Here is a 22,386-nt window from a genome sequence, read left to right on the forward strand (position 1 = left end):
TTCCATTCTCGGACTGCCAAGCCTGATGCCCTATTGACCTTTATTAAATTTATTCCACTCTCAGGATAGTTTTGCCGACAACGCGCCACACGAAGAAGGACGCGGGCGGCCAAGGGCTGACCACAGAAACGAGCCGGCGAAACGACGGACGCGCTGCGTCGCAACATCTTGGGGAACTAAAACAATGACCAACATCACTGACGCCATCACGGCGCAGCCCTCGTCGCAGGGTAGTCTTCAACGAACGCTTGATTGGAAAGGCGCGTTCTGGGTTGCCGCAGGCGTGCCGCCACTCGTTCTCTTCTCGATCGGCGGCATCGCCGGCACCACGGGCAAGCTCGCCTTCCTCGTCTGGATCATCTCGATGATCATGGGCTTCCTGCAATCCTTCACCTATGCCGAGATCGCCGGCATGTTCGGCAACAAGTCCGGGGGCGCTTCGGTTTACGGCGCCACCGCCTGGCTGCGTTACTCCAAGTTCATCGCGCCGCTTTCGGTGTGGTGCAACTGGTTCGCCTGGTCGCCGGTTCTGTCGCTCGGCTGCGCGATTGCGGCCGGTTACATCCTCAATGCACTGTTCCCAATCCCGGTAGCGGAATCGCAGGCCGTGCTCGATTGGGTCGCCGCGCATGCCTCGACGCTCGCTGCAGACAGCCCGCGCGTGGCGGAATGGCTCGCAGCCAATGCGGGATCGACGCCCGATCAGGCGATCAACGCGCTTCTGTCCAATGACGCGGTCGCGGCGCTGACGCCCGCCATCCGCAGCTGGTCGCTGATCTCGTTTGACATTCCCTTCCTCGCCAAGGCCAATCTCAACGCCACCTTCGTGATCGGCGTCGCGCTGATGCTGATCATTTTCGCGATCCAGCATCGCGGCATCGCGGAAACGGCCAGTGTGCAGAAATGGCTGGCGATCATCGTGCTGATCCCACTTTTGCTCATCGGCCTCTGGCCGATCTTTTCGGGCCAGATCGTCGCCGCCAACGTCACCGGCCTCGTGCCGCCAACCGCCGGCTATTCCGGCGTCGATGGAACCTGGAGCAATGGCGGCTGGACGCTATTTCTCGGCGGTCTCTATATCGCGGCCTGGTCGACCTACGGCTTTGAAACCGCAGTCTGCTACACGCGCGAACTGAAGAATCCGAAGACGGACACGTTCAAGGCCATCTTCTATTCCGGCCTCGTCTGCTGCCTATTCTTCTTCCTCGTTCCCTTCGCCTTCCAGGGCGTGCTCGGCCATAGCGGCATGCTCGCGCCGGGGATCGTCGACGGCACGGGCGTCGCCGAAGCGCTGGCCGGCCTCATTCATGGCGGTCGTATCGTCACGCAGATCCTCGTGATCCTGATGATCATGGCGCTGTTTCTCGCCATCATGACGGCGATGGCGGGCTCCTCGCGCACGCTCTATCAGGGCTCCAGAGACGGCTGGCTGCCGCGCTATCTCAGCCATGTCAACAAGAACGGCGCGCCCACCGGCGCGATGTGGACCGACTTCGGCTTCAACCTGCTGCTCTTGGCGATCGCATCGGACGCCGCCGGCTATTTCTTCGTGCTCGCCGTGTCGAATGTCGGCTACATCATCTTCAACTTCCTGAACCTCAATTCCGGCTGGATCCACCGGATGGATTCGGGCCATATCGCGCGCCCGTGGAAAGCGCCGACCTGGTTGATCGGCGTCAACACCGTGCTGGCTTTCGTCAACGCCTTGTTCCTCGGCGCAGGCGCCAAGGTCTGGGGCTATTCGAACGCGCTCTGGGTCGGCTTCATCTTTGCAGCCCTGATCCTGCCGGTCTTCGCTTTCAGGCATTTCGTGCAGGACAAGGGCAAGTTCCCGCCGGAAGCCATGGAGGATCTCGGCCTGGTCGGTCAGGATCTCGGTGTGAAGAAAGCGGGCATGCTGCCCTATCTCGCGCTCGCCGGCGGCCTGGCGATCGTGCTGATCGCCAATGTGGTGTTCCAGCTGCCAGCCTAACGACCGATGGTCCGGCCGCCTTTCCCGCGGCCCGATCGTTACTTTTGAGCCACCGTCAGCGTCGCGCCCGAAGCTTCGAGCGCGGCGCTGATGTCGTCGGGCGGAGCAAGATCGGTGGCAAGCTCGGTGACGCCACTAAAGCCGCAGACCCGCACCAGCCCCTGGCGACCGAATTTCGTGTGATCGCAAACGACCAGCCGGCGTTGGCCCCGGCTCAAGGCCATGCGCGCAAAATCAGCCTCGTCGAGATCGAAATCCATTACGCCATCCTTGTCGACGCCGCCCGCCGAGACGATGGTGTGGGTCACGCTGAACCGGCTGACGAAATCGATCGCCGTCGAGCCGAAGGCCGCGCCGTTGTCGCTGCGCAATTCCCCGCCCGCCATATAGACCCGGTTGCCGTTGACGGTGGCGAGCGTGCGGGCGATGTCGGAAGAATTGGTCACCACCGTCAGGCGCCGATGGCCGATCAGGGCGCGGGCGAGGAAACTCGTGGTCGTGCCGGTGTCCAGCATGACGGAATCGCCGTCGCGGATCGTCGCGGCGACATGCGCGGCGATGATCTTCTTGGCCGCGCTGTTTTCCCGCATGCGTTTCTCGAACGGCGCTTCGCCCATCGAGGAAGGGAGCCCGACCTCGCCATGCGTCTTGATGACAGCGCCCAGGCCGGCAAGCGGCTTTAGATCGCGCCTGACGGTCTCAAGCGATACGCCGAGCCGCGCCGCGAGCTCCGCGATGCCGATCGCGCCCTCGCTTTCGAGCAGCCGCAATATCTCCGTCTGACGCTTGCTCTGAACCATGAACGCCTCATTTCACTGCCGCAATCATACTCGAATTCTGCGCCACATGACAACGTGCCACCACGCAATCGGTCATAAAACCACATATTACCACAGAATCTGGATTGACAGCTCGGGCCGGATGGCGTGTCATGCGCTCCATGACGAGGCCGTGACAAAAACAGGGAACGCGCGGCCTGGTCTTCACACCGGGAGAACGCGATGGACCAGCTCCATATCTCGACTTTCCTTCCCCTTCAGACTGTGAGGCGCCCATGACGATCGCCCCGGAGATCGAGGATCGCATCCGCGCCCTGCCCTGCTGGAACGGCTCCATCGGCATCGACAGGCTGAAGGGCGGCCTCAGCAATGAGAGCTTCATCGTCCAGGACGCCAGCGGCCGGCATGTCGTGCGCTTCGGCAAGGATTATCCTTTTCATCAGGTCTTTCGCGACCGGGAATTGATGACGGCCCGCGCCGCGCATGCGGCTGGCTTCGCGCCCGCAGTCGAATATGCCGAACCGGGCGTGATGGTCTCCGCCTATCTCGGCGCCAAAACGCTGGCGGCGGCGGATGTCAAAGCGGAACGGCTGCGGATCGCCAGACTGCTGGCCGATTTCCATCGCGCCATGCCCCGCCATGTCTCTGGCCCCGGCTATATGTTCTGGGTCTTTCACGTTATCCGCGATTACGCCCGCGTGTTGCGCGAGGGCGAAAGCCGGATGGCGGAGAGATTGCCGGATTACCTCGCGCTCGCCGAGGAGTTGGAGGCGGCGCAGACACCGCTGCCGATCATCTTCGGCCATAACGATCTTCTGCCGTCAAACCTGCTGGATGATGGCGAACGGCTCTGGCTGATCGATTTCGAATATGCGGGCTTTTCGACCGCGATGTTCGATCTCGCCGGCGCAGCCTCGAATGCCGGGTTCAGCCCGGACGAGGCGCAGAACTTTCTGGAGGCCTATTTCGAGGCCAGGCCGGACCCTTCGGTCCTTCGCGCCTTCGCCGCCATGCAATGCGCCTCGCTTCTGCGTGAAGCCATGTGGAGCATGGCGTCCGAACTTCACCTCTCCGCCCCCGGCGCCGATTATATCGCCTATACCGCGGAGAATCTCGACAAGCTAAATGCCGCGCTCGATGTCTACCGCGCCCAATATGGACTGAGATCATGACCCTGCCTTCCCAAGCCCAGATCGTCGTCATCGGCGGCGGCATCATCGGCTGCTCGACCGCCTATCACCTCGCCCGCGACCACAAAGCCGATGTCCTGCTGCTTGAACAGGGCCAACTGACATCAGGCTCCACCTGGCATGCCGCCGGTCTCGTCGGGCAGTTGCGCTCGTCGGCCTCGATCACCCGCGTGCTCAAATATTCCGTCGAGCTCTATAAGGGTTTGGAAGCGGAAACGGGCCTGGCCACCGGCTGGAAAATGACCGGCTGCCTCCGCCTCGCCACCAATCAGGACCGCTGGACGGAGTTCAAGCGTCTCGCCACCACCGCCGGCAGCTTCGGCATGGACATGCATCTGATCTCGCCGGAAGAGGTCAATCGCATGTGGCCGCTCATGAATGTCGATGACTTGATCGGCGCAAGCTGGCTGCCGACCGACGGGCAGGCCAGCCCCTCCGACATCACCCAGTCGCTCGCCAAGGGCGCGCGCATGCATGGCGCCAAGATCGTCGAGAATGTCCGCGTCACCGGCTTCGAGATCGACAATGGCCGCATCCTCAAGGTGAAGACCACGCTCGGCGACATCGCCTGCGACAAGGTCGTCAATTGCGCCGGCCAATGGGCGCGGCAGGTGGGCGCGATGGCCGGCATCAATGTGCCGCTGCAGCCGGTCAAGCATCAGTATATCGTCACGGAAAAGATCGAGGGCCTGTCGACCGACGCCCCCACCATCCGCGATCCCGACCGGCGCACCTATTTCAAGGAAGAGGTCGGCGGCCTCGTGATGGGCGGTTATGAGCCCAACCCGCAGGCCTGGACCACCGGCGACGTGCCGGATGAATGGGGCTTCCGCCTGTTCGATGACGATTTCGACCATTTCGAACAGCATATGGAGCAGGCCATCGCCCGCGTGCCGGCGCTGGAGACGGTCGGCGTCAAGCAGATGATCAACGGTCCGGAAAGCTTCACGCCTGACGGCAATTTCATCCTTGGCGCCGCGCCCGAATGCAAGAACATGTTCGTCGGCGCCGGCTTCAATGCCTTCGGCATCGCCTCGGGCGGCGGAGCGGGCTGGGTGCTCGCGCAATGGGTGGTCGATGGCGAAGCGCCGCTCGATCTCTGGGTCGTCGACATCAGGCGCTTCTCCGAGATGCATCGCGACCGACAATGGGTGCTCGACCGCACGCTGGAAGCCTATGGCAAGCACTACACCGTCGCCTTCCCGCATGAGGAATATGACAGCGGCCGCCCACGCCTGACCTCGCCGCTTTACAACAGGCTAAAAGCGGTGGGCGCAGTGTTCGGCTCGAAACTCGGCTGGGAGCGGCCCAACTGGTTCGCGCCTGAAGGCATGGAGCCGAAAGACCGTTACAGCATGGGCCGGCAGAACTGGTTCGAGGCGGTCGGCGCGGAGCATCGCCATGTGCGCGAGGCGGTCGGCGTGTTCGACCAGTCCTCCTTCGCGAAATTCGAGCTGTCGGGATCGGACGCTCTCGCAGCGCTCGACTGGATCTGCGCCAATGATGTCCGCAAGCCGGTGGGGCGCCTCACCTATACGCAGCTCCTCAACAGCCGCGGCGGCATCGAGGCGGACCTGACGGTCGCCCGGATCGCCGAGGACCGCTTCTACATCGTCACCGGCACCGGCTTCCGCACCCATGATCTCGGCTGGATCCGCGACCATATTCCCGAGGGTCTCGACGTGACGCTCACGGATGTCACGGAAGCCTGGGGCACGCTGTCGCTGATGGGGCCGAAGGCGCGCGACACGCTGGCGGCCGCGACATCCGCGGACCTTTCAAACGCCGCCTTCCCCTTCGGCCATGTGCGGGAGATCGACATCGCCGGATCGCGCGTCCGGGCCCTCCGCGTCACCTATGTCGGCGAACTCGGCTGGGAGCTGCATGCGCCGATCGGCGATCTCGGCCGCATCTATGACGCCTTGATGGACGCGGGCGCGCCGCATGGTTTGAAGCCGGTCGGCTATCGCGCATTGGAATCGTTGCGTCTCGAGAAAGGCTATCGCGCCTGGGGCTCCGACATCACCCCCAATGACACACCTGATGAGGCCGGGCTCGGCTGGGCCGTCAAGCTCGGCAAGCCGGTGGATTTCCTCGGCCGCAAGGCGCTGGAAACCGTGAAGAACCAGGCGCTCAAGAAGAGGCTGGTCGGCTTCACAGTGGACGACCCCTCGGTGGTTCTTCTGGGGCGCGAGACGATCCTGCGCGACGGCGTCGCTGTCGGCTATCTCACCAGCGGCGGATATGGCTATACGGTCGGCAAGAATACCGGCTACGGCTATGTGAAACATGCCGAGGGCGTGACGGATGACTTCCTGACCAGCGGGACATACGAACTCGTCGTCGCCATGGACAAGGCGCCGGCCACCATGCACCTCGCACCGCTCTACGATCCCGATATGGTCAGGATCAAAGCCTGACGGCAACGACCGGCCAGCTCAACGGACTGGCCGGATCGCTCTTCAAGCAACCTTGCGGCCGGAGACATAGACGTCGGAAATATTGGCGCGGGAGGCGGTGAAGATGATCTTCTGCAGGATCGCTTCGCCGCTGTCGAACTCGTCGAACAGCCGCATCGTGCCCTTCTCTGCCTCTGTGTCGATGACGATGGCGTCGAATTTGTAGCCGGGTTGGAAGCGACCGACCGGAAGATCGAGCGCCTTTGCCCCGCCGGCAGTGGCGATATGGAAAGCCTGGCGGAAATCGATGCGGGAGGGCGCGCCGGACGCGCGCTCAGCGCCAGTCTTTGCGGGATCGACGCCCGTTTCCAGCATGCGCGAGACGAGGATGGCGGCGCGGGCGTTTTCCAGCATCGAGGCGGAAGGGCCGCCGGAAATATCCGTGCCCAATCCGACATTCAGCCCCTTTTCCAGCGCCGCGCGCAGTGGAAACACCGCGCCGGCGAAATAGCCGTTCGACAGCGGGCAATGCGCCACCGCCGCCTGACGCGTGCGGATCAGCTCCATATCCGAGGCCGTCAGCAGGTTGGAATGAGCAAGCATGGTGCGCCGGCCGAGCAGGCCGAAACGATCGAGGCTCTCGGCGTCGGTCATGCCATGACGTTCGAGCACATAGCCATGCTCCCAGTCGCTTTCCGAACAATGGGTCTGCACATGGCAGCCGCATTGCTTGGCCAGCGCGCCGAGTTCCTCCAGCGCCGCATCAGTGCAGGAGGGGATGAAGCGCGGCGTCACCACCGGATGCACGAGATTGTCGCGATTGGCCGGATGGCTCCTGACATAATCGATCAACGCCCGCGTCCCCTCGACAGCTTCAGTAGCGGAGCCATCGCGATAATAGTCCGGGCAGCTCTCGGCATTGTCCATCGCCACTTTGCCGACCAGCGCCCGCTGCCCCTTCTCCAGGCAGATATCAACGAGGAGCCGCGTCGCCTCCTGATGAATGGTGGCGAAATAGAGTGCGGTGGTAATGCCGTTGGCCAGCATGTCCTGAACGAGCAGCGAGTAAGCGCGGCGGGCAAAAGCAGCGTCGGCATAGCGGGCTTCAAGCGGAAAGGTGTATTTCTGCAGCCAGACTTCCAAGGGAACATCAAGTGCATTGCCGAGCTGCGGATATTGCGGCGCATGCACATGGCAATCGACGAAACCCGGCAGCAGATAGGAGCCGCCCGGCAGGACCTCCAAGTCCCCGCTCGCCGAAAGCGCCGCGCGCGTTTCGGCATAGTTGGAATGCTCAGGCCCGATCACGTCGGCAATGTCGCCGTCGGCGTCGACAGTGATTAGCGCGTCAGTGAGGCACTCGACGCTCCAGGGCGTCGGCGCATGAAAAGCGTTGGCGAGCAGGGTTTTGTTGCGCATGGTCATTGTCTCGCCTCTTGGCGCTTTCAAAGGCTGCGGTCGCGCAGCGCAAGCGCCGCCTCGCGAAAACGCGCCCGGATTTCCCGCTCGTCGATGCCGAGCACGGTGCGGTTTTCCATCAGGATCTTGCCGTCGACCACGGTCATCTCGACATCGTCGGCGCGCGCCGAATAGACGAGCGCGGCCGCAACATCATAGACCGGCAGCGTATGCGGCTTGTCGAGATCGATCATGATCAGATCCGCCTTGGCGCCGGGCGTCAAACGCCCGGTCTCCGGCCGGTTCATCGCTTTAGCCGCCTCGCAAGTGGCCATTTCCAGCAAGTCGCGCGTCTTCAGGAATTCGACATCGTGGGTCTTGTCCTTGTGGATCATGCCCGCGAATTTCATTTCCTGGAACATGTCCAAGCTGTTGTGGCTGGCCGGCCCATCGGTGGCGAGCCCGACGGTGACGCCTGCCTCCCGGCAGCATCTCAGCCTCAGCGTGCCGGAATCGAGTTTGGCGTTGCAGCAGGGGCAATGGCCGATCTTGGTTCCCGTCTCCGCCAGAATGCGAATATCGTCATCGTCGAGTTGCGTGCAATGCGCCGCAGTGACATCCGGCTTCAGAAAGCCCAGGGAATGCAGCCATTTCACCGGGCTCGTCCCATAGGTTTCCCGCATATAGGCCATCTCCTGCGGCCCCTCGGCGAGATGCGTATGGATCGCGAGGCCATAGGCGTCGGCGACATCCCGCACCTTGCGATACATGTCCGGTCCGCAGGAATAGGGCGCATGCGGCGACAGGCCGACATGCACGCGGCCATCGCCGCTGCGATGATGCGCGGCAACCTTGTCGCCGAACCTGTCCAGCGTCTTCCACGACCAATCGGTGATCGGCGCATAGATGCCGCGATCGGCAAAGCCGTAACCGAGCGTGGCGCGGAGGGGCACCTTCTTCAGCGCCTCGGTCTGAGGCTCGACGCGATAGCCGTCGAAATGCTCGTTGAAGCAGGTCATACCCGACTTCACCATTTCCACAAGGCCCATCAGGCTTGCCCAATAGAGCGTGTCCCCGTCGAAATTGCGCTTGAGCCGCCACATGGTCTGCAGCCATTCGAACAGCTGCACATCTTCCAGCAGGCCGCGCAACAACATGTTGGAGGCGATATGGGTGTGACAATTGACGAAACCCGGCATCACCACGCGTCCATTCGCATCGATGATGCGTGTCGCGCCTGATACATCGATCTCGGAAGCCGCGCCGACGGCGGCGATCTCGTCGCCGCGCACCGCCACCACGCCGTTGGCGATCTCGGCGGCCCCGCCCATCGGCAGCACCGTGGCGTTGATGAAAGCGAGGTCGATTTGGGTCGCGGAAGCAGCCATTACGTCAGGCCGCGTTCATCAGCGAGGTGCCGTAGGTGACGCCTTTTTCTTTAAGCCAGCGGCGATAGGCGATCGAGGACGCGTCGGCGCGGGTGGGGATTTCCGAACGCGGCTCCATCGGCAGAAGCACGGGGCGCTGATTTTCGAGAATGATGCGGTCCTGCAGGAAGATCAGCTGTTGGAACTGGATCAGCGCCGGCGTCGTCGACACATCGTCGATCAGATACATGACGGGATGCGCCCGGCAGCGGTCCGGATCGAGCGGCTGCACGAACAGGCAGATCACATCCCAGCGATTAGCCGAGTTCGGGCAAGTCTTGTAGAGCAGCGTCGTGAACGGCGTCATCACCCGGTAGATATATTGGGTCATGAGGCCGTCGGTGGCCGAGAGCGCCGCCTGCGGCTGGAAAAACTGGCAATTGGTCGCCCAGACCTCGTCGACGTCGCGGCGGATCTCGACATTGTAGTGCTCGACTTCGGTATGCGGCTCAGAGCCGAGAATGTCGGTGTGCACGAAGGGGAAATGCGCCATGTCGAGGAAATTCTCGATGATGCGCAGGCCGGACGCCTTCACCGCCACCGCCCCGCAGGGCACGTAGCGGCGATCCGGCTCGTCTGCTTCGGGAACCGGGAAAATCTCGCCGGCGGGCTCGCCGAGCGATGTCCAGAGAAAGCCGAAACGCTTGCGGATCGGCAGCGGCTCGGCCCGGCCCTCGGCCATGACGGTGATGTCGCCGTCCTCAATCCTGGTCACCGCGAGATCGACACCGAGCAGGCGGTTCGGGGATGTGCCGACCGGCAAAGCCGCCTCGGTTTCGATCACATACCACTGGTCCAGCGACGCCTTGTCTATGGCCTTGGTCATGTCCGTGCTCCCTTCAGTTCTTGTCCTGTCATGACGCCGTCCACGCGTGGAGGCAAGCGGCTCACGACCTCACATTCCGGAAATAGGGTTCGCCGAGCGCCGCCGGGGCCGCCATCAACCGCTTCATCCGCTGCCATGCCACCACGGGCGCTATGATGAAGGCGATCGTGCCGGCATAAGGCAGCATCGACAGGAAGGCCGGCGCGATCGGCCAGCCGCGCGCCTGACCGACAAAGCCCAACGCGGTGATGAAACCGAACAACAGACCCGACAGCGCCGCCGGAATGGGTCGATAGCCGGCGAAGATCACCAGCGCCACGGCGATCCAGCCACGGCCGGAGACGACGCCATCCGACCAGGACGGCACGAAAGCCAGAACGAGATAGGCGCCCGCGCCCGCAGCCAGGGCCGAACCCAGCGCGACATAGCCGAAGCGGATCAGATTAACGGGAATGCCGGCGGCGTCCGCAGCCGCCGGATTTTCGCCGACAGCGCGCATATTGAGGCCGTGCCGGGTGCGGAACATCAGAAATGAGAGGCCGAAAGGCAGGATGATATAGATGAGATAGACCAGAATATTCTGGCTGAAAAAGGCCTTGCCGAGGATCGGGATCGAGGACAGAAGCGGGATCGCAACGCCCTCGAAGGTGGCAGGCACCGGCATGCCCGAATAAGCCTTGCCGATGGTCTGGGCGAGGCCCGTGCCCATCAGCGTCAACGCCAGTCCGCACAGAACCTGATTGGCGCGAAGCGCCACGGTGGCGGTTGCGAACAATATGCCGAGCAACGCGCCGACCACGAGGGCGGCCAGGAAACCGAGCATCGGATAGGGCGCGGCCGTGACGGTGACGACGGCGGTGACCGCGCCCATGGCCATCAGGCCTTCGACGCCCAGATTGACCACTCCAACGCGTTCGGAAATGACTTCGCCGATGGCTGCGAGGGACAACACACCGCCGGCCAGAAAGGCTGTGGTGAGGAGACCGGTCAGGAGTTCCATGTCGTGTCCTTTCAGGCCTTGTCGCGCAGGATGCGGTAATGGGCGAGCTCATCGCCGATCGCGGTGAGGAAGAGAATGAGGCCGGTCATGGCCAGCACTGCGGAGGTGGTGAGCCCCTCCGTCTGCAGGATAATGCCGGAATTCAGGATGAAGGCCATCAGCGCGCCGGAGAAGATGACGCCGACCGAGGATCCCCGCGCCAGCACCGCCACCATGATGCCGAGATAGCCGTAATTGTTGGAAATGCCGCCCTGCAGGCGATGCACCGTGCCGGCGATTTCCAGCATGCCGGCGACGCCCGCAATCGCGCCGGAGGCCAGCATCACCAGGATCAGATAGCGCCGCGAGGCGATGCCCGCGTAACGGCCCGCCGAGGGATTGGAGCCGATCAGCCGGATTTCATAACCCCATTTGGTGAAGTTGAAGATCAGCGCCGTGATGATGGCGAGGATGACCGCGATCGGCAGGCCCCAATGCACAAGGCCCCAAAATTCCGGCATTTCGGCCGGGATGCGCGGCGTGGCGGAATTGGCCACCCCTCCCCGCTCGCGCCAGGCGTCGGTCGAGACATAATAGACCAGCAGAATGGCGACGAAGTTGAGGAGCAGGGTCGTGATGAGTTCGCTGACATTGGCGTAGGCGCGCGCAAGCGTGGGGATCAGGATCCAGATCAGTCCGCCGATCGCGCCGGCGATGAACATCGCCACCAGGCTCAAACCGTCTGGAAGCGGGATGAACAGGCCGACGGCGGTGGCGGCGAAGGCGCCGGCATAGAACTGGCCTTCGGCGCCGATATTCCAGGCGCCGATCTGCTGCGCCACCGTCACCGACAATCCGGTCAGGATCAGCGGGATGACCAGGAGACCGAGATCTTCCATGCCAAAGGACGAGCCGAAGGAAGCGTTTAAGACCTGCATGCCGAGATCGAGGGGATTATGGCCAGCCAGAGCGAGGATCACGCCGGCGAAAATCAGCGCCAGCGCGATGGCGCCGATGCGGGCGCCGAGCGCCATGCCGGGATGGGCGGAGGGAAGGCGTTGAAGACGGACCTTAGCCATGGACGGCGCCCCCGTCCTTGCTTCTCCCGCCCATCAGCAGACCGATCTCCTCGATGTCGACAGTGTCGTTGTCCACGACGCCCATGATCTTTCCTTCATAGAGGACTGCGATGCGATCGGAGAGATTGAGCAATTCTTCGAGATCCTCTGAAATCAGAATGATGCCGGCGCCGGCGTCGCGCAGTTCGACGATATAGCGAAGCATGGTGTTGATGGCGCCGACATCGAGGCCACGGCTGGGATAGGCCGCCACCAGCACCTTTTTCGCCACCCGCATTTCGCGGCGGGCGACGAGGCGCTGCTGGTTGCCGCCGGAGAGATTGCGGATCGGCATGGCGAAATCGGGAATGGCGACTTCCGCCACAGCGGCGATATCCTTGGCGAGCGCGATCGCGGCGCCCGGACGGTAGACGCCGCTTTGGGTGACCGGCGGGGCGCCATATTCGCGCATGACCGCATTGACCGTGACGCTCAGCGCCGGCGCAAGCCCGCTATGCAGTCGGTCTTCGGGGATATGTCCGACGCCTCGCGCGACGAAATCGGCGGCGTTGGCGCGGTCGATCACCCGGCCGTCGAGCACGATTTCGCCCGAAGCGATGGCGCGGGTGCCTGTCAGCACCTGGGAGAGTTCGCGCTGGCCGTTGCCGGCGACGCCGGCCACGCCGACGATCTCGCCGGCCCGCACATCCAGCGACAGGCCATGCAGCGCCTCGTCGCCCAGATCATTGAGCGCGACGACGTCGCGCAGGCTGAGCACGGGAGCCGCCGACATTGGGGCCGCGCCTTCTGGACGGCCGCGCATATCGGCGAGCACGATGTCGCGGCCGACCATCAGGCGCGCAAGTTTGGCGGGCGTACAGTCCGCGGCGTTTTCGGTGGCGATCTTGCGGCCGCCGCGCAGAATGGTGATGCGGTCGGAAATCTCCAGCACTTCATCGAGCTTGTGGGAGATGAAAATGACGGCGTTGCCGGTCGAGACGAAGTCGCGCAGCGCCTTGAACAGTTCGCGCGCCTCGCCCGGCGTCAAGACCGCTGTCGGCTCGTCGAGAATGAGAACGCGCGCCCGTCGCGCCAGCACGCGCAGGATTTCGACGCGTTGCTGCTCGCCGGTCGACAATTCGGTGATGCGGGCGGCGGGGCGGACGTCGAGATTGAATTTCGCGGCGAGATCGGCGGTCCTCGCTTCGAGGATGGAGGCGGAGGCGCGCCGCGGCGTTTCGCTCCAACCGAGATGGATGTTCTCAGCCACGGTGAAGGCGTTCACCAGCTTGAAATGCTGATGCACCATGCCGATGCCGGCGGCGATGGCCTGCTGCGGCGTGGAAAATTCCCGTGCATAGCCGTCGATGATGATCTCACCGCCATCCGGCTGGTAGATGCCGGTCAGGATATTCATGAGGGTCGATTTTCCCGCGCCGTTTTCGCCGAGCAGCGCATGGATTTCGCCGGGCATGACGTCGAGGTCGACATCTTCATTGGCGATGACGCCAGGAAAATACTTCGCGATGCCCTTCAATTGCACGAGCGGGGCTGCGCCGGGCGGGGCGACATAGCGGGTCGGGTGATCTGACATCAGGCGGAACCGGAGAGGGAGACAGGCGGGGGAGAAAGGGCGCGAATCGCGCCCCTTCCTGTGGCTGAAGTCAGAGACCGGTGACGCCCTCGACCGACCAATCCCAGTTGTAGAGCTCCATCTCGGTCATCTTCTGGCCCTTGGCGACCTTCACATTGCCCTTGGCGTCCTTGAGTTCGCCTTCGAACGGCGACCAGCCGCCGAGGATCTTGTCGCGCACGGCGTCCGCAGCCTTGCCGACCTCGGCCGGAACCTTCTCGCCCCACTTGTCGCGATCGACGCCCGCGCCCATGCCGAACAGCGTTTCGCCCGGGGTCCAGGTTCCGGCGAGACGCTTGCCGACCTGATCGACGTAGAATTTCTTGAAGTCGATGATGATCGAGGAGACGTAGGAATTCGGGCCGTAACGGCGGATGTCGGTGTTCCACATGGCCGCCCAGACGCCACGCTTTTCGGCGACCTGCAAATAGGCGGCCTCGTCCATGATGCCGAACAGGAAGTCGCAACCGTCATCGATCAGCGCCGTGCCCGCCTGCGATGCGGCCTGCGGATCGAACCAGGAATTGATGGCGATGGTCTTGCAGGTCGCAGTCGGATTGACGGTGCGCGCGCCCATGAGGAAGGCGTTGGTGGAGGCGTAGACCGAGGCGACCGGGAAGGAGGCGACATAGCCGAGCTTGCCGGTTTTCGACAGCATGCCGGCGGCGACGCCCAAGACATAGGTCGGATACCAGTGCGCCAGGTAATACCAGCCGAGATTGTCCATCAGGATATGGCCGTTGCACTCCAGGAAGGCGGTGTCCGGCGCGCGCTTGACGACTTCATGCAGGAAGTCGCCGGTCGACGAGGTGTCGAAGATCATGTTGGCGCCTTCGCTGACGAACTGGCGATAGGTGCGCGTCGCATCGGCGGAATAGGGAACGTTCTCGACTTCGAGAACCTTCTTGAGCTTGGGATAGGCTTCCTTGACGGCGAGCAGGCCCTGATGGTGGCTCCATGTCCAGCCTTCGTCGGTGATCGGGCCGACATGGCCGAAGCCGATGACGGCGTCTTCTTCCTTGACGGCGGCCAAAGGCGTTGCGGCCATCGCCGAACGGGCGAAGCCGCCCGGCAGCATGGTGGAAGCAGCGCCGGCGGCGGCCATGTTGAGGAACCCGCGACGGGAAAGACTACGCAGATCGATCATGTGAACCCCTTTTTGGTTTTCCGCCGGACAAGCCTCGCTTCCAGCGTTTTCGATTTTACAAAGCAACTCCCGTGCCAAGGCGTCGTTGCGCAGCTGCTGCGAGAATTGCTCGCAAAACGCCACAACCTCAGCGCCTTCGCCATGCTCGGCGCTGCCTGACGCCTCAAGCCGTCAAACGACCGGGAACCGCCGGAACGGCAGCCTTTCAAATCGAGGATGTTCCGCATAGACCTGAAAATTCGACCTGCCCGGTGCGTCCAGCGCAACAAGTCGAGTGAAAAAATCACTTGAAATCGACGGAAGCCAAAGTCTACAGTGATGAAATCAAGTGCATGTCTAATTTTTAGACATTCGCTCAATTAAAAGGCTGGAACGCGCATGAAACGGAAGCCGTCACTCTTCCAGACCAACCCGCGCAGCGCCTCGACACCGCATTGAAGGACATGCTGTGACCGAACACATCGAGTTCGTTTTCATCGGCGAGATCGCCTGCAAGAGCTTCATCGAGTTTACGCGCCACCGCGCGGCAAGACTCGATCTCGCGCTCGTCGTCGGCGCTTGCGACGCCGGGCGCGCAACGATGCGGGTGAGCGGCCAGGAGGCCCTGGTGGACATGTTCGAAATGGCCTGCAGCCTGGGGCCAAGGAATTGCATCATCCGCGAGGTGACTCGCGCGGATGTCAGGAATTGAGAATTGAATGATCCCCGGGATCGGATACGAAGGAGCAAGAAGATGACAGCGGCAAACGGCTGGACGCCGGTAGCGCTCAGCGCCTCGATCGAGGCCGGAACCTCGGCAGGAACCCAGATCGACGGCTTCGAGGTCGTGGTCTGGCGCGACAACAGCGGCAAGGCGCATGTCTGGGAAGACCGCTGTCCGCATCGCGGCATGCGCATGAGCTTCGGCTTCGTGCGCGGCGACCACATCGCCTGCCTCTATCACGGCTGGCAATACGACACAGGCGGTCAGTGCCGATATATTCCGGCGCATCCCGACCTCAAGGTCCCCGCGACGATCAAGATCCCGTCCTACGCGGTCACTGAGCGCGGCGGCGTCATCTGGACCTGCCTTGCAGAGACAGCGGACGCCTCAGCCCTTCCGACTGTGTCGGACGATGTCTCGCCGATCCGCAGCCTCTATATCGACCGCGCCGCCGAGACCATCGCGCCAATGCTGTCCTGCCTGCCCGTCGACGGCGCCGACGTGACGGTGGAGACGCTGTCGTCGGGAGCCGTTCTCTTCACGAGCGGCGACGTCAAGCTGCTGGTCGCCGTTCAATCAATCGCCGCAGACAAAAGCGCCCTGCATCTCACGGTCCTCGGCGCGGTCGATGCCTCGACGCAGAAGAGCATCGCCAAATGGGCGGAGAACGCCCGTCGAGTGATCGAGGCCGCCCCGATCGCTCCAATCGCAAAGGTGGCGTGATGTCTCTCACTCTCTTCAATTACGAACTCGACGACTCCAGCTACCGCGTCCGGCTGCTTCTCTCGATCCTCAAGACGCCGCATGAGATCGTGGCCGTCGACATGGTGCCGGGCAAGGAGCATCTCAGCCCCGCCATGCGGGCGCTGTCGCCGCTGGGCTCGCTGCCGGTGCTGAGAGAAGGCGAATTGACGCTCTACGGTCCCGAGGCGATCCTTGCTTATCTGGCCAAAGCCCATGATCCCTCCGGGCAATTCCTGCCGATGGACGCCATGGCGTTCGGCGAGACCATGCGCTGGCTCAATTTCTCGGCCTCGGCGCTCGCCCCGGCTATGCAGGCGCGGCTGGTGGCGCTGTTCGGCGAACCGGGCGATCTCGATGCCTTGAGGAGCGCCGCGCGCGAAGCCTTCCGCGTCATGGACGACCATATGACCCTTCGCCAGATGGACGGCGTCGAATGGTTTGCGGCCGAGCACGCCACCATCGCCGATGTCACGCTGTTTCCGATCTTCGCGCTGTCGCGCGATTTCGGCATCGATCACGACGAATTCCCGGCGCTGCGGCGCTGGATCCGCCGGTTCCGCACGCTCGACGGATTCAAGACCATGCCGGGCATCCCCGATTATCACTGACGGCCTCAGGAGAAGACCATGACGTCCCTCACCCGTTTTTCCGTCGCGCCGCTCGCCAGCATGACCCGCAGGCTCGCCGATGTCGCCTCCGGCCGCGCCGATCCCGATCTCGTCATCTTCGACGCCCGCGTGCTCTCGACCTACTCCGAACGCATCCTGCCCGCCCGCGAAGTCTGGATCGCCGGCGGCCGCATCGCCGCCGTCAAGCCCGCCGGAACCCACAAGGGCGGCGCCAAACGCTATGACGCCAAAGGCGGCATCATCGCGCCAGGCCTCGTCGACCCGCATATCCATATCGAAAGCTCGATGGTGACGGCCTGCGCCTATGCGGAGGCAGCGCTGCTCAACGGCACCACGACGATCTTCTGCGACAGCCACGAAATCGGCAATGTCATGGATGTCGCGGGCGTCGAGGCGATGCTGGAAGATGCGCGCCATGCGCCTCTATCGATCTTCCTCACAGTGCCCTCAACCGTTCCCGCCACCTCGCCGGAACTCGAAACCGCCGGCGGCGACTTGACGCCCGACAAGATCGCGGCGCTGTTCGACAAATGGCCCGAAGCCGTGGCGCTCGGCGAAAAGATGGATTTCGTGCCGGTGACCATGGGCGACGAACGCAGCCACGCGATCCTGGCGGCGGCGCTGTCGCGCGGCAAGCCGGTCTGCGGCCATGTCTATGGTCGGGAATTTGTCGCAGCCTATGCCGCATCTGGCGTCACCGACACGCATGAAGCCATCGAACGCGACATCGCCGACGACATGCTGGAGGCCGGCATCTGGCTCTTCCTGCGCGGCGGCCCGCCGACCACGCCCTGGCATTCGCTGCCGGACGCCATCCGCACGATCACGGAACTCGGCTCCTCGCACAAGCGCGTCGCCGTCTGCACCGACGACCGCGACGCCGACGACCTCCTGGCTTTCGGCATGGACTGGGTGGTGCGTGAAGCGGTGAAGGCCGGGATGACCAAGGAACAGGCCTGGTCGATGGGCTCTCTGCACGGCGCGACCCGCTTCGGCAAGGAAGGCGAGATCGGAGGCATGGGCGGCAGCCGCCGCGCCGATCTCGTGCTGCTCGACGACGACCTGAAGCCCGTCTCGACCTGGTATGGCGGTGAACTCGTCGTCGACCAGAAAAAGATTACGCCGATCCTCGACGAAGCGCTGTCCGATCTCTGGCGCTATCCCGAGGCCGCCTATCATACGGTGAAGCTGCCGAAGGAGTTGAAGCTCACCCCGGACCTGCCGACGACGCCGGTGATCGCGCATACGATACGCACCGAATTGCCCGGCATCATTCTCGGCCACGAACAGATCCGCCTCGAGCCCGCCAACGACTGGCAGACGCAGTTCGACCGCCACGGTCTGTGCTTCGTCACCGTCATCGAACGTCACGGCAAATCATCCGGCAATGTCGCCCATGGTCTCCTGTCTAATTTCGCGCTGAAGAGCGGCGCGGTCGCCTCTTCCGTGGGCCACGACAGCCACAACATCATCATCGCCGGCACGAATGAAGCGGATATGCAGGTGGCGCTGCGCGCCATCGAGGCGCATCAGGGCGGGGTCTGCGTGGTGCAGGACGGCCTGGTGACCGCCATGGTGCCGCTGCCGATCGCCGGGCTCCTGTCCGACAAGCGCGTGCATGTGGTGGCCGAAGAGGTGCAAAAGCTCAAGGTCGAATGGGAAAAGGCCGGCTGCACCATCCCCTATATGGGCTTCAACCTGATCCCGCTGTCGGTGATCCCGGAAATCCGCATCACCGACAAGGGCAATGTGCTGGTGCCGGAGATGCGCATCCAGCCGCTGTTCGAGCCGGCCTGACGCTATGGACCCTTTCCGGCTCGGGCTCGTCGCCACCCGCATCCACTATTTCCAGCTGGTGGCGCGGCTGGGCTCGATCCGGCAGGCGGCCTTGGCGCTCAATGTCGCGCCCTCCTCGATCAGCCGCGTGCTCAAGCAACTCGAAGACGAGCTGGGCACGCCGCTGTTCGAACGCGTCCGGCAAAGGCTGAAACTGACCAGCGCCGGCGAATTGATGCTCTATCACGCCCGCGCCAGTCTCGGCGAACTCAACCGCGCCTGCAACGAGATCAACGAGTTGCACGGACTGCATCGCGGCTCGCTGTCGGTGGCGGTGGTGGAAAGCGTGGCGCGCGGGCTGATGCCGGGGGCGCTGCAGCAGTTCTGGGGCCGGCATCCCGATATCACCGTCGAAATCAAGGTGATGGGATCGCAACAGGCGGCGACGGCGGTGGCGGAGGGCGATTGCGATCTCGCCGTCGTCTTCGACGTCAGGCCGCCCCGCGCCATGCGGCGCATCACGCAAGCGCTGTTGCCGCTCGGCGTTCTCGCCCTTCCCGGCAGCGAAATGGCAACCAAGAGCGAGCTCAAGCTGTTCGATCTCGCCAACCAGCGCGTCATCCTGTCCGACGCCTCGCTGACGCTCGGCGCGTCGGTCGAAGACGCCTTCAACCGCTCTCTGATCGATCTATCCCGCCGCGCCCGCACCAATTCGATCGGCCTGATGGTCGATCTCGCCAAGCGGGATCTGGGCGCCGTGCTTCAGACGCGCGTCGGCGTCGAACAGGAACTGGCCGACGGCACGCTGCATTTCGTGCCGCTGAAGGACAGCCGTCTGCCGCCGCGCAAGCTGATGTTGCTGTCGCGCTCCGAAAAGGAAATATCCGACGCAGCCTCCGCCTTTGGCAAATTGCTGGCGGAAGCCATCGATCGGCTCGCAGCCTCGGGCATGGCCTGAGATGTTGCGTTTGAGGCAACAACAGCAACAAGTTTTCCCGTCTATTCGGAACATCTCGACTTTGCTTTTCTCTCCCGGAACGGAGAGACCATCATGAAGCCATCAGCCGTCGACGCGGTGTTGCGCGGGCTCAAGAAAGCGGGCGTGTCCATCGTCTGCTATCTGCCCGATTCCCTTTTCAAGCCGCTTTATCCGGCGCTCGACGCCGATCCCGACATCCGCACGATCCGCGTGACCAATGAGGGCGAAGGCGCGGCGATCTGCGGCGGCGTGTTCCTGTCCGGCAAGCGCGCGGCGCTGGTGATGGAGAATTCCGGCCTGCGCGCCTCGGTCGAACCGCTCGCCCGCATGGGCCTCGGCGCCGGCATTCCGGTGGTGATGCTGATGAGCTATCGCGGTGAACTCGGCGAGAACAACTGGTGGGCCATCCCGCACGGCATCACCATGGAGCCGGTCTTGAACGCGCTGCGCATTCCCTACCGGATCGTGCGCGAAGAGGAGCAGATCGAGCAGTCGATCGTCGACGCCTATAACTGGTCCTACAACGCCTATTACCATTCGGCCATCGCGCTCGGCGGGGAGATCGTGCGATGAAGCGCTATGACTGCATGACGCTGCTTGCCGCCCGTCTCAAGGACGAACTGGTCATCCTCTCGCTCGGCGCATCCGTCGACGAATGGTACAACGCCGCCCCGCATATGCGCGAGGCGAGCCTGTTCCAGCAACAACTCGGCTGCGTGACGCCGCAGGCTTTTGGATTGGCCGCCGGCCTTCCGCATCGCCGCATCGTCTCGCTCGACACCGATGGCGGCATGATGTTCAATCTCGGCATCCTCGCCACGCTCGGCAATGAGCAGCCGAAAAACCTGTTCGTGGTGGTCTGGGACAACGAGTGCTACCAGTCGATCGGCGGCCCGCCGACGCATACCGCCTCCGGCCGGGTTGATATCGCCGCCATCGCCCGCGGCGCGGGAGTCGAAAACGCCTTCACCGCCCGGACGCTCGAAGAGTTCGAAGCCCATTGCGAGGCCGGATTATCCGCCGATGTTCCCTATATCGTCGTCGCGAAAGTGGCGGGCACGGTGCAGCCCGACATCAAGCGCAAGCATTCCGACGGCCGCGAGGACAAGTACATCTTCGTCCGCCATGTCGAGGCGACCGAAGGCATCGTCATCATGGGCCCGAGCGAGCACAACTGAGACAGATGATGCCGAGCCCCGTCCCCAACCGCCCGCTCCTCAAAGCCTATGACTATATTGTCGTCGGCTCGGGCTCGGGCGGCGCGGCGGTGGCGCGGCGGCTGATCGACGGCTCGGATGCGACAGTCCTAGTGATCGAGGCTGGCTCCGCAGAATTCGACGCGCCTGAGATCACCGATCCAACTCGATGGGTGCCGCTCGGCCGCAGCCGGCATGACTGGCTTTACGACTACGCCCCGACCGAGCGCGTCGCCGGCCGCACAATCGGCATTCCGCGCGGCAAGGTGCTCGGCGGCTCCTCCTCCACCAACGCCATGATGTGGTATCGCGGCCACCCCGCCGATTACGACGCCTGGGGGGCCGCCGGATGCGACGGCTGGAGCTTTGCCGACTGCCTGCCCTATTTCAAACGCGCGGAAGACTGGGAAGGCGGCGAAACAAAGTTCCGCGGCGCCGGCGGACCGTTGAGAATCGAGACCAGCAAGGCGCTGCATCCCGTCGCGCAAGCGATGATCGACGGGGCTGAGGAACTCGGAATTCCCGTAATCGCAGATCCCAATGCAGCGACCAATGAAGGCGCCGCGCCCTCGAACTTCAACATTTCCGGCGGCAAGCGCTGGAGTTCCGTCACGGGCTATCTCGCGCCCATATTCGACAATCCGCGCCTCACGATCCTCTGCAACTCCCAGGCTGTCGGCCTGATGATCGAGAACGGCGCGATCGTCGGCGTCCGCCATCTCCTGGAGGGAAATCCTGTCGAGACGCGCGCGGCCACCCAGGTCGTGCTGGCGGCGGGCGCGATCGATACGCCGCGTCTGCTGATGCTTTCCGGCATCGGCGATCCCGAGGAATTGGCATCCCTCGGCATCGAGACGCGCCATGCGCTACCGGGCGTCGGCAAAAATCTTCAGGATCATCCGCTGGTGCAGGCGGTGGTCTGCCGATCGAAACAGCCGATGGGACCGGCGCTCGACAATGGCGGCGGCTCGATGATCAACTGGAAATCCCGTTCCGGCCTTGCCCAGCCCGATATCCACGCCTTTCCCGTCCAGGGCAATTCGGCCGAGCCGCGCATCCGCGAGCTTTACGATCTCTCGGGCGACGTCTTCTCGATCGGCGCGGGGCTGATGCATTCCAAAAGCGTCGGGCATGTAAAGATGTGGTCCTCCGACCCTTTCGGGCCGCTCGACATCCAGCCGAACTATCTGGCCGAACCTTCCGATCTCGATGCGCTCATAGTGGCGGTGGAGACGATGATGGACCTCGCCGAAACCCGCGCTTTCTCGGATCTGTTTGATGGATTTGCGGCGCCGTCCCGGCGGCTATCCAAGCCTGAGATGATCGATTTCATCCGCCAGGGATGCTCCACCTTTTTCCATCCGGTCGGGACGGCGAAGATGGGCAATGACGAAATGGCCGTGGTCGACGCGCGCCTGCGGCTGCGCGGCCTCGATGGCCTGACGATCGCCGATGCGTCCGTCATTCCGATCATACCGACCTGTAACACCCATGCTCCCGTCACGATGATCGGCGAACGCGCCGCCGATTTTCTGTTGGGAGCGGCCTGAA

The 22,386-nt window shown here is 63.5% G+C and carries 19 protein-coding genes; 11 read left to right on the plus strand and 8 right to left on the minus strand.

Annotated features, from left to right (window positions below; genetic code table 11):
* Window positions 1-184 precede the first annotated feature (184 nt).
* On the plus strand, window positions 185-1,972 hold the full coding sequence (locus tag OCK01_RS18755) for an APC family permease (protein ID WP_263825243.1): 1,788 nt from the start codon (window positions 185-187) through the stop codon (window positions 1,970-1,972).
* 38 nt (window positions 1,973-2,010) lie between these two features.
* Here OCK01_RS18755 and OCK01_RS18760 read toward each other — a convergent pair whose 3' ends face one another.
* Window positions 2,011-2,772, minus strand: a complete 762-nt coding sequence (locus OCK01_RS18760) for a DeoR/GlpR family DNA-binding transcription regulator (protein WP_263825244.1) — start codon at window positions 2,770-2,772, stop codon at window positions 2,011-2,013.
* A 254-nt stretch (window positions 2,773-3,026) separates the two neighbouring features.
* Between OCK01_RS18760 and OCK01_RS18765 the strand changes: the two genes are divergently transcribed.
* Together OCK01_RS18765 and OCK01_RS18770 are read left to right on the plus strand one after the other, a co-directional pair.
* Window positions 3,027-3,923: a phosphotransferase gene (locus tag OCK01_RS18765; RefSeq protein WP_263825245.1), complete on the plus strand. Its 897-nt coding sequence runs from the start codon at window positions 3,027-3,029 to the stop codon at window positions 3,921-3,923.
* Complete coding sequence (locus tag OCK01_RS18770) at window positions 3,920-6,361, plus strand: GcvT family protein (protein ID WP_263825246.1); 2,442 nt, start codon at window positions 3,920-3,922, stop codon at window positions 6,359-6,361. The genes OCK01_RS18765 and OCK01_RS18770 overlap by 4 nt, the downstream gene beginning before the upstream one ends.
* Window positions 6,362-6,403: 42 nt before the next feature.
* On the opposite strand, the gene guaD is transcribed toward OCK01_RS18770, so the two are convergent.
* The 7 genes from guaD to OCK01_RS18805 all read right to left on the minus strand — a co-directional run bounded on the left by guaD (window position 6,404) and on the right by OCK01_RS18805 (window position 14,808).
* Complete coding sequence (gene guaD, locus OCK01_RS18775; protein WP_263825247.1) at window positions 6,404-7,765, minus strand: guanine deaminase; 1,362 nt, start codon at window positions 7,763-7,765, stop codon at window positions 6,404-6,406.
* Between the two features lie 20 nt (window positions 7,766-7,785).
* Complete coding sequence (locus OCK01_RS18780) at window positions 7,786-9,126, minus strand: amidohydrolase (protein WP_263825248.1); 1,341 nt, start codon at window positions 9,124-9,126, stop codon at window positions 7,786-7,788.
* Between the two features lie 4 nt (window positions 9,127-9,130).
* Window positions 9,131-9,991 carry an aromatic ring-hydroxylating oxygenase subunit alpha gene (locus OCK01_RS18785; RefSeq protein ID WP_263825249.1) on the minus strand — a complete coding sequence of 287 codons (861 nt, stop codon included), beginning with the start codon at window positions 9,989-9,991 and terminating at the stop codon, window positions 9,131-9,133.
* A 61-nt stretch (window positions 9,992-10,052) separates the two neighbouring features.
* On the minus strand, window positions 10,053-10,991 hold the full coding sequence (locus OCK01_RS18790; RefSeq protein ID WP_263825250.1) for an ABC transporter permease: 939 nt from the start codon (window positions 10,989-10,991) through the stop codon (window positions 10,053-10,055).
* Window positions 10,992-11,002: 11 nt separating this feature from the next.
* The gene (locus tag OCK01_RS18795) at window positions 11,003-12,049 is read right to left on the minus strand and encodes an ABC transporter permease (RefSeq protein WP_263825251.1); all 1,047 of its coding nucleotides are present in this window, start codon (window positions 12,047-12,049) and stop codon (window positions 11,003-11,005) included.
* A complete protein-coding gene (locus tag OCK01_RS18800; protein ID WP_263825252.1) occupies window positions 12,042-13,622 on the minus strand; it encodes an ABC transporter ATP-binding protein in 1,581 nt (526 codons plus the stop codon). The genes OCK01_RS18795 and OCK01_RS18800 overlap by 8 nt, the downstream gene beginning before the upstream one ends.
* A 70-nt stretch (window positions 13,623-13,692) precedes the next feature.
* On the minus strand, window positions 13,693-14,808 hold the full coding sequence (locus tag OCK01_RS18805) for a BMP family ABC transporter substrate-binding protein (RefSeq protein WP_182829680.1): 1,116 nt from the start codon (window positions 14,806-14,808) through the stop codon (window positions 13,693-13,695).
* Window positions 14,809-15,256: 448 nt separating this feature from the next.
* Between OCK01_RS18805 and OCK01_RS18810 the strand changes: the two genes are divergently transcribed.
* The 8 genes from OCK01_RS18810 to OCK01_RS18845 all read left to right on the plus strand — a co-directional run bounded on the left by OCK01_RS18810 (window position 15,257) and on the right by OCK01_RS18845 (window position 22,385).
* Window positions 15,257-15,499, plus strand: coding sequence for a hypothetical protein (locus OCK01_RS18810; protein ID WP_263825253.1), 243 nt, complete (start codon window positions 15,257-15,259; stop codon window positions 15,497-15,499).
* Window positions 15,500-15,541: 42 nt separating this feature from the next.
* A complete protein-coding gene (locus OCK01_RS18815; RefSeq protein ID WP_263825254.1) occupies window positions 15,542-16,234 on the plus strand; it encodes a Rieske (2Fe-2S) protein in 693 nt (230 codons plus the stop codon).
* Window positions 16,234-16,863 (plus strand): glutathione S-transferase family protein, encoded by a 630-nt coding sequence (locus tag OCK01_RS18820; protein ID WP_318530244.1) that lies wholly within the window; start codon window positions 16,234-16,236, stop codon window positions 16,861-16,863. Before OCK01_RS18815 ends, OCK01_RS18820 begins: the two co-directional genes overlap by 1 nt.
* A gap of 18 nt (window positions 16,864-16,881) precedes the next feature.
* Window positions 16,882-18,681 carry an adenine deaminase C-terminal domain-containing protein gene (locus tag OCK01_RS18825; protein ID WP_263825256.1) on the plus strand — a complete coding sequence of 600 codons (1,800 nt, stop codon included), beginning with the start codon at window positions 16,882-16,884 and terminating at the stop codon, window positions 18,679-18,681.
* A gap of 4 nt (window positions 18,682-18,685) precedes the next feature.
* Window positions 18,686-19,618, plus strand: a complete 933-nt coding sequence (locus OCK01_RS18830) for a LysR family transcriptional regulator (RefSeq protein ID WP_263825257.1) — start codon at window positions 18,686-18,688, stop codon at window positions 19,616-19,618.
* 93 nt (window positions 19,619-19,711) lie between these two features.
* Window positions 19,712-20,212 carry a thiamine pyrophosphate-binding protein gene (locus OCK01_RS18835; RefSeq protein WP_137157529.1) on the plus strand — a complete coding sequence of 167 codons (501 nt, stop codon included), beginning with the start codon at window positions 19,712-19,714 and terminating at the stop codon, window positions 20,210-20,212.
* Window positions 20,209-20,817: a thiamine pyrophosphate-dependent enzyme gene (locus tag OCK01_RS18840; protein WP_263825258.1), complete on the plus strand. Its 609-nt coding sequence runs from the start codon at window positions 20,209-20,211 to the stop codon at window positions 20,815-20,817. The genes OCK01_RS18835 and OCK01_RS18840 overlap by 4 nt, the downstream gene beginning before the upstream one ends.
* A gap of 8 nt (window positions 20,818-20,825) precedes the next feature.
* Entirely contained in the window at window positions 20,826-22,385 is a 1,560-nt protein-coding gene (locus OCK01_RS18845) for a GMC family oxidoreductase (RefSeq protein ID WP_263825259.1), read from the plus strand.
* The last annotated feature ends 1 nt before the right edge of the window (window position 22,386 follow it).

Source organism: Rhizobium sp. TRM95796 (genome assembly GCF_025779995.1).
GTDB lineage: Bacteria > Pseudomonadota > Alphaproteobacteria > Rhizobiales > Rhizobiaceae > Rhizobium_E.